General features: G+C 57.8%; 6 protein-coding genes. 2 read left to right on the forward strand and 4 right to left on the reverse strand.

What is annotated here, in order from left to right; genetic code table 11:
* The 4 genes from ABYV89_RS13015 to ABYV89_RS13030 form a co-directional block, all read right to left on the reverse strand.
* Positions 1–1,475: LVIVD repeat-containing protein (locus ABYV89_RS13015; RefSeq protein WP_432823376.1), on the reverse strand; the 1,475-nt coding region annotated here is incomplete at its 3' end.
* Positions 1,472–4,354 (reverse strand): response regulator, encoded by a 2,883-nt coding sequence (locus ABYV89_RS13020; protein WP_432823377.1) that lies wholly within the window; start codon positions 4,352–4,354, stop codon positions 1,472–1,474. The genes ABYV89_RS13020 and ABYV89_RS13015, both read right to left, overlap by 4 nt.
* A 224-nt stretch (positions 4,355–4,578) precedes the next feature.
* Positions 4,579–4,809 carry a hypothetical protein gene (locus ABYV89_RS13025; RefSeq protein WP_432823378.1) on the reverse strand — a complete coding sequence of 77 codons (231 nt, stop codon included), beginning with the start codon at positions 4,807–4,809 and terminating at the stop codon, positions 4,579–4,581.
* 31 nt (positions 4,810–4,840) lie between these two features.
* Positions 4,841–5,074, reverse strand: a complete 234-nt coding sequence (locus ABYV89_RS13030; RefSeq protein WP_432823379.1) for a hypothetical protein — start codon at positions 5,072–5,074, stop codon at positions 4,841–4,843.
* Positions 5,075–5,917: 843 nt separating this feature from the next.
* Between ABYV89_RS13030 and ABYV89_RS13035 the strand changes: the two genes are divergently transcribed.
* Together ABYV89_RS13035 and ABYV89_RS13040 are read left to right on the forward strand one after the other, a co-directional pair.
* Positions 5,918–6,595: a succinate dehydrogenase cytochrome b subunit gene (locus tag ABYV89_RS13035; RefSeq protein WP_432823380.1), complete on the forward strand. Its 678-nt coding sequence runs from the start codon at positions 5,918–5,920 to the stop codon at positions 6,593–6,595.
* Positions 6,596–6,605: 10 nt separating this feature from the next.
* A partial coding sequence (locus ABYV89_RS13040) for an FAD-binding protein (protein ID WP_432823381.1) occupies positions 6,606–6,983 on the forward strand: 378 nt, incomplete at its 3' end.

The raw sequence follows: 6,983 nt of genomic DNA on the forward strand, positions 1-6,983 counted from the left end.
CGGGGCTGCGCCGGTTCGCTGACGTCGAAGACCTGCAAGCCGGGGTTGCTTTCTTTGCTGGCGGGCTTGAGTTCTGTTGATTGCCTGCCGCCGCTGACGTAGGCGGTGCTTCCGTCCACTGCAATCTCGCCGGCAAAGGCCAGCGGCTGTTGCCGCACCTGCAGCCGGCCCGGTTGGTCGCGGTCGAGGATGAGCAGGCCGCAATCGGTCGCCAGGTAGGTGGCCGGGCCGATGCGTGCTGCGTCGGCGGCATAGCATCCGGGGGGGAGTTGGATCTCGGCCTGCGCTGCGAGCTCGCCCCACAGGCTTGTGGCATGGCGCCGCAAGGCCTTGGTGAGCTCGACTTTTGATTTTGGAGCATGCAGCGGCCCCGGCCGCCACTCCGGGTTCAGGCTCAGCCGGTTCAGGTCGACCACCAGCAGGCCGGCGCTGCCGGTGCCGAGATAGGCGCGGTCGCCGGCGACGGCCAGGCAGCGGATTACATCCCCTGGAGTCAGGTGCCCGGCCAGAAAGGGCCGGGCGGGATCGCTGATGTCGACGGCCAGCAGGCCGGCACTGCCGGCGGCCAGCAGGGCCAGGTTGTTGTGGATGACTATGGCGTTGGCTTTGGTCAGCGGCAATTGGGCCAGCACCCTGGGCTGAAGCCGATTCTGCACGTCGATGACCGTGAATTGGTCGGCGCTGCTGAGGAAGACCCGTGTATCTTTCACGGCGAGGGCTTGGTTGTTGCCGGCAAGGGGCAGGGTCGATAGCAGCCGGGGGGTTTCGGGGGACGAAATGTCGCAGATGTGCAGCCCCCCCCGTACGCTTGCGACGTAAGCCGTGTTGCCGGCAACCGCGATCGACAGGGCGGAGCCGGGCAGGGCAAGCGCGCCGATCTTGACGGCAGTCCCGTTTTTCTGGCGGAAGACGACCAACCCCTGTCTTGCCGCCGCCGCATACAGGACCCCTTCGGCATCGCCGGTGAAATCGACGATCGTCTCGACGGGCCGTGCGGCTCTTTCTCCCAGGGGGCCGATTTCTCCATAGCCGGACGCCGCCCAGGGGCTGCCGTCGATCTCGGCCAGGGCGGTCGGTCTGTCGCCCAGGGAATAACTGATTTGATATTCGGGCCGGTCAGGTCGGCTGATATCGAACCGGTGCACCTTCCGGTCGCGGTCGCCCAGGTAGAGGGTGCTGCCGATTTTCAGGATGGTGTCGATCGGCCACGAGGTTTCGCTGTCGTAAACAATCGCCTGCTGGTTGCCGCTGTCGAGGGACAGCATGAAATTGGTTTTCTTGCCGAAGCCGGCTCCTTCGACGGTCAGGTGCACCGGTTGCCCGACCTTGTTCCGGCTGCTGCTGACCGCGATGAGCTGGAGTTCTTCGTGCATACTGTAGCGGCTGATCAGCGGCAGGGCCAGGCCGATCACCATCCCCAGGTAGGCAACGACCGCAAGCAGGATGATGGCGAGGGTTCGCTTCCGTATTTTCATAAGAGTTTTCCGCTGGTGAACGGTGCTGAGGCGGTGCTTTCAGCCGGGCTCTGGGCGTTCGTTTCGGTACTGAGCCAACGCCTGACCATGCTCTCGAGCTGCGTGCGCTTGAAGGGTTTGCCGAGGTAATCGTTCATCCCGGCCTGCTGAAACGCTTCACGGCTTTCTTCAGGGGCGCGGGCGGTCAAGGCGATGACCGGAACCTCGATGTTCCGTTCGCGGATGCGCCGCGTGGTCTCGAAACCGTCTATTCCGGGCATCTGGCAATCCATCAAGACCAGGTCGAAAGGGCTTTCTTCCAGCCGGGCCAGCGCCGCGAGGCCGTTGTCGACACCATCGACCTGATAGCCGGATTCTTCGAGGATGATTTTGAGCAGTCTCCGGGTCGCGTCGGTGTCTTCGACCACCAGGATCCGGTGCTCGGCCGGGCCGAGGCCTGCCCCTTCGCTATTGCCGGCAGCTGCTGCCGTCGGCGCCGCCGCTGTCGTGTCTTCCCCCAGCCAGCGTTTCACCAGCTCTTGCAGCTGCCTGTTGCGAAAAGGCTTCTGCAGGTAATCGTTCATTCCGGCGGCAAAGCATTCGATGCTGCCCTGCCTGTCGCCATGGGCTGTCAGGGCGATGATCGGAACGGTGTTGCCCTGGCGTCTGATCTGCCGCGTCGCTTCGAGTCCGTCCATCTCCGGCATCCGCAGATCCATCAGCACAAGCTTGTGCTGGCCGAGTTTCTCGAGCGCTTCCGCGCCGTTGTTGGCGATGTCGACCTGGCAGCCGATGCTTTCGACGACGCTTCGCAGCAGCGTCTGGGTCGTCGCGTTGTCTTCGGCAATCAGCACCCGTGACGGGTTTATTGCCATATTCGAGTCGTTTGGAGCCGACAGGATGCGGGATGGAGGGCCGGCTGCCAGTGCCCTGGTCAGCGTCGGCTGCAGCTGCGAGGGGGCGATCGGTTTGTAGAGGACGGCACCTACGCCAAGCCGGGTGAGTGTTTCTGCATTCAGTAAATCATGCTGCGGACTGATCAGGGCCAGCTTCGGGACGGATGCGGCAGCCAGGCCGGTGGTCCCCCTGCGCAAAGCAGCGACGTCCAGATCGGGAACCGCGGTTTCCAGCAGCACCAGCTGAAAGGGCTGGTGCGAGCGGTCGGCCTGCAGCAGCGAGGCGATGCCGGCCGGCAGAGATCCGGTGCTTTCCGCAGCAAGACCGAGGGCGGCGAGGTGGTCCATCAGCATCATGCGGGCGGAATGGTTGGCGTGGATCAGCAGTACCCGTTGCCCCCGGTATTCTGCCGGCATGAGTTGCTCGGCGCAGGGCGCCTGGCTCAGGCGGAGCAGGGGCAGAACGATGCGGAAGGTTGAACCGCTGCCCGGCTCGCTCTCAACAGCGATGGTGCCGTTCATCAGGCCGACCAGTTGCCGCACGATGGCCAGGCCCAGGCCGGTGCCGCCATATTGCCGAGCAGTCGAGCGTTCGGCCTGGGTGAAGGATTCGAAAATTTCTTCCTGTGTGACCGGTGACATGCCGATCCCGGTGTCCCTGACCGTTATCTGTATGCTTTTATCCGGACCGGCCGCGACCTCGCCTGCCGTGATTACCACTTCGCCGAAATCGGTGAATTTTATCGCGTTGCTGATCAGGTTCAGTAGAATCTGCCGCAGCCGTCCCGGGTCTCCCCGCAGGTTTGTCGGGGTGCCGGGAACTACATGGCAGACCAGTTCCAGGTTTTTGGCCAGGGCCTTTTCGGCCAGGAGGGCGGCAGCCTCTTCAACGACGGACTGCAGGTCAAAATCGATTTCTTCGAGGCTGCTTTTGCCGCTGGACATTTTGGAAAAATCCAGAATGTCGTTGAGCATCTTCAACAGGGCCTCGCCGGAGCTGTGCACCGTGCGAACCAGGCTGCGCTGGTTTGGATCCAGTTCGGTGTTGAGAAGCAATTCGGACATGCCCAGCACGCCGATCATCGGAGTGCGTATTTCGTGGCTCATGTTGGCGAAGAACTGTGACTTTGTGACATTGGCGGCTTCGGCGGACGCCTTGGCCTGCCCCAGTTCTTCGATGGTCGTTTCCAGGTTTTCGTTGGTGGCCTGAAGCTCACTGGTCCGCCGCAGTATCAACAGCTCGAGGTCTTCCTGGTGATGGCGCAGCAATTCATCGCGCTGCTCGATCTGCGCGAGCATGCCGTTAAAGCCCTCAATCAGCTTTCCGACTTCGTCGTCCGACACCTTTTGCGCCCGCAGCTGGTAGTTGTTTTCGTGGCTGACCTTTTTCATGGTGTCGAAAAGATGCAGGATCGGGGCGGTGACAAATTGCTGCAGCCGGGCCGAGAGGACGAAGGCGGCGGCAATGGTCAGGCCCAGTACCGCCATCGTCCCGAGGATGAATTGACCGAGACGGTGATAGAGGGGCGAGAGATCGGCCTGGATAAAAATGGTACCGATTTTTTCGTCGTTGGCCAGAAGCGGGTGAAATACCGCCAAGTGCTCGAAGGTGAGACAGTAGGTTTCGGTGTGCAGGTTATTGTGCGCCGACAATTTGGTGCACAGGGGATCCGGCAGAAAGGCTCTCTCCGTCGGGTAGTTGATCTGGTGGGCCAGTGGTTTGAAGTGGCGGTCGAACAGGTAGGCGTGGCTGACCGGCGGATGGGAGGTGAGACTGGCCAGGCTCTTGTCGATTGAACGCACATCGTTGATTAGCAGGTCCTGCCGGGTATGGTCGCCAACCACGTGGGCAAGGGTGGTCATTTCCTGCAGCAGGGATTCCTGGAAGATAACGACTTCATTGTAAATAAAGGTCGCCGTTGAGAGCAGCAATGCCACGCCGCTGGTAAGCATGATGATGCATATCGTCTTGCCCTTGATCGAGGCGTTTCGGAAAAAGCGCATTAAAATCCCGCATTGCAGAGGTGCTTCGGCCGTGCAGGCCTCTTCGGTCGCAGGAATGGCCCGGAAGATGCCGATGGTGTTTTTCAGGGGCGAGCAACTACCTGTTAGAAAATAGATGTTTTTTGCTGATGACGTCAAGAATTAACTGACTCTGTCGGAAAGGAGTCGGACGGGAGGTTCTGCGGTCAGGAGAACGTGTTCCCTCCTGACCGCAGATGGTCTGTTCAATGGGTCTTTTGCTTGGCCTCTTCCGGGCTTTTTTCGGCCGCACTTTTAACCATCCCAAGCATGACCAGTATGGCCGGAACCAGTTGGGCCACGATAATCAGGGCGCAGAAGCCGAGAAAAATCCAGACCACGAATCCACTGTTGTCGCTGCGGCCAGAAGCGGCAAAGGCCGACGAGAAGGGGCAGAGCAGGGCTGCAATCAGGGGAACCAGGGTACCTTTGTTCATGATGACCTCCAGGGGCGAATGTGATGATGGCTTATTTATGATCTGCATGCTTGATTTCATTCGGCTGTTTTTTAAACAACCCCCTGACCATCGAAATGAAGAGCATGACCCCCGGGATCAGCTGGCCGACGATGATCAGGGCGATAAAGCCTAGAAACAGAATGACGGCGAGGCTGCTGCCAGACGATTCGGGGACTGCGCCTTCGGCTGCGTAACCGGGAAAGGCATATGACAGCATAAATAGAAATTGGAATGTCTTTTTCATGGTTAGCTCCTTTCCAGGCGCTCACAAGGTTTGTTTGCAGTTGTAAGTAGCAGTGAGCGTGCCAAGATTTGAGGAAATCAATTAAAAAATAAAAAACGTGAAATAGGTAGGGCTTACGCGGTTTTGCCGACTCTTTGCCAGGATTTGCGCCATCTCCGGTGTATTGCATTTTTATACGGCAATCGGGTCGAGGATCGATTCGGTTTTGCGTATAAGTTGGTTAAAGTGTTGAATATATTACAAATTTCATTGATTGGCAGTGTGTATCTGCAGATTATGCAGCGCCAATTTGAATTTAATTTACTTCTCAAATGCCAGACATTGATGTACGTTAACTGTCGCATGTCGTTGCTGCGCTCAGGTCAAAATCGTTGCGCGTGATTGCTGCGGCAAGCTGATGAATAGCCTGCGAGTAAAGCCGGAAACCGAACTCTTTCACTGCCGCGAATGGGGCAAAAACTGGGTTCAATTTCAGGAGGTTTTCGGAGTATGGGCGCTCCCGGTTGATTTTTTTTTTGCAATTTTTTCAAACGATGTTTAGTATACGCTTCAGTGTATGCAGTATACATTTTGTTATGTCGCCGCTCTCTGTAACGGCGTTGTGTGTGTTGCTCATGTGTGGGCTAATCTTTTAGCAAGGAGAGAGAAAAATGGAATGTCTGGCTTGTTGGCGTGCTCCGCCTCGTGTTCGGAATCCCGTTTTTTCAATCGTCAATAATGCGGATGACGGGGCAAGCCCGCATCCGCCAGATGACTGAAATGCGGATGTAGTTCATGAGATAAGGGACTGGGAGTGTAAATTCCTTATTCGCGTAAAGAAAATCATTCTAAGGGATGAAAATTATGCAATTTATCCAAAGCACCGTGGGCAGAAAGATCATAATGGCCGTAACCGGCCTTATCTTGATCTCCTTTATCTGCGTTCACCTGCTCGGCAACTCGTCCGTATTTTTCGGGGCCGACGGGATCAACGCCTACGCCAAGCATCTTCATGACCTCGGCCCCCTGGTCTGGGTCTTCCGTCTGATCATGCTGGCCGTTTTCGGCATTCATATCATCTTCGGCATCCAGTTGACCCTGGAAAACCGGGCCGCGACTCCCGGATCTTATGCCGTGAAGAAAATGGCTCGCGCCAATTTTGCATCGGAAACCATGATCGTCAGCGGTCTGCTGCTGCTGGTCTTCGTTGCTTACCACATCCTGCACTTCACCATGCACGTCACCAATCCTGAGATCTCCGCCAGCCATCTGCCGGTGGATGCCCTGAATCGGCCTGACGTCTTTTCCATGGTCGTGCTGAGCTTCCAGAAGTTCATCATTTCTCTGATCTACGTTGCCGCTATGGTCTTCCTGTTCCTGCATGTAAGCCACGGCTTCCAGAGCTTCATTCAGACTTTCGGATTCAATAATGGTTCTTCTCTGCCGGTGGTCGAGAAGGTAAGTAAGGGTGTCGCCCTGGTACTGCTTTTCGGCTACATCTCGATTCCGATTCTCATCATCGCTGGCATCGTAAAGATCTAGGGGGTTACTCGTGATACTTGACGGCAAATGTCCTACCGGACCAATTGAGAAATCGTGGGATAAGCACCGCTTCGACATGAAGCTGGTGAACCCGGCAAATAAACGTAAATTTAAGATCCTGATGGTCGGCACCGGTCTCGCCGGTGGCGCCGGGGCAGCATCCCTGGGTGAACTGGGCTACAACGTCCACGCCTTCTGCTACCAGGACAGCGCCCGCCGCGCCCACTCGATCGCCGCTCAGGGCGGTATCAACGCGGCCAAGAACTACCCGAACGACGGCGACAGCATCTACCGCCTCTTCTACGACACCGTGAAAGGCGGCGACTTCCGTGCAAGGGAGACCGACGTGTGGCGGCTCGCCCAGGTGAGCAGCAACATCATCGACCAG

This window comes from Trichloromonas sp. (assembly GCF_041583255.1).
Lineage (GTDB): Bacteria > Desulfobacterota > Desulfuromonadia > Desulfuromonadales > Trichloromonadaceae > Trichloromonas.

Bases quoted from the DNA above. Each gene is read 5' to 3' on its own strand.
- ABYV89_RS13025 (WP_432823378.1), bottom strand. From the start codon at position 4,809: ATGAACAAAGGTACCCTGGTTCCCCTGATTGCAGCCCTGCTCTGCCCC.
- ABYV89_RS13020 (WP_432823377.1), bottom strand. From the start codon at position 4,354: ATGCGCTTTTTCCGAAACGCCTCGATCAAGGGCAAGACGATATGCATC.
- ABYV89_RS13035 (WP_432823380.1), top strand. From the start codon at position 5,918: ATGCAATTTATCCAAAGCACCGTGGGCAGAAAGATCATAATGGCCGTA.
- ABYV89_RS13030 (WP_432823379.1), bottom strand. From the start codon at position 5,074: ATGAAAAAGACATTCCAATTTCTATTTATGCTGTCATATGCCTTTCCC.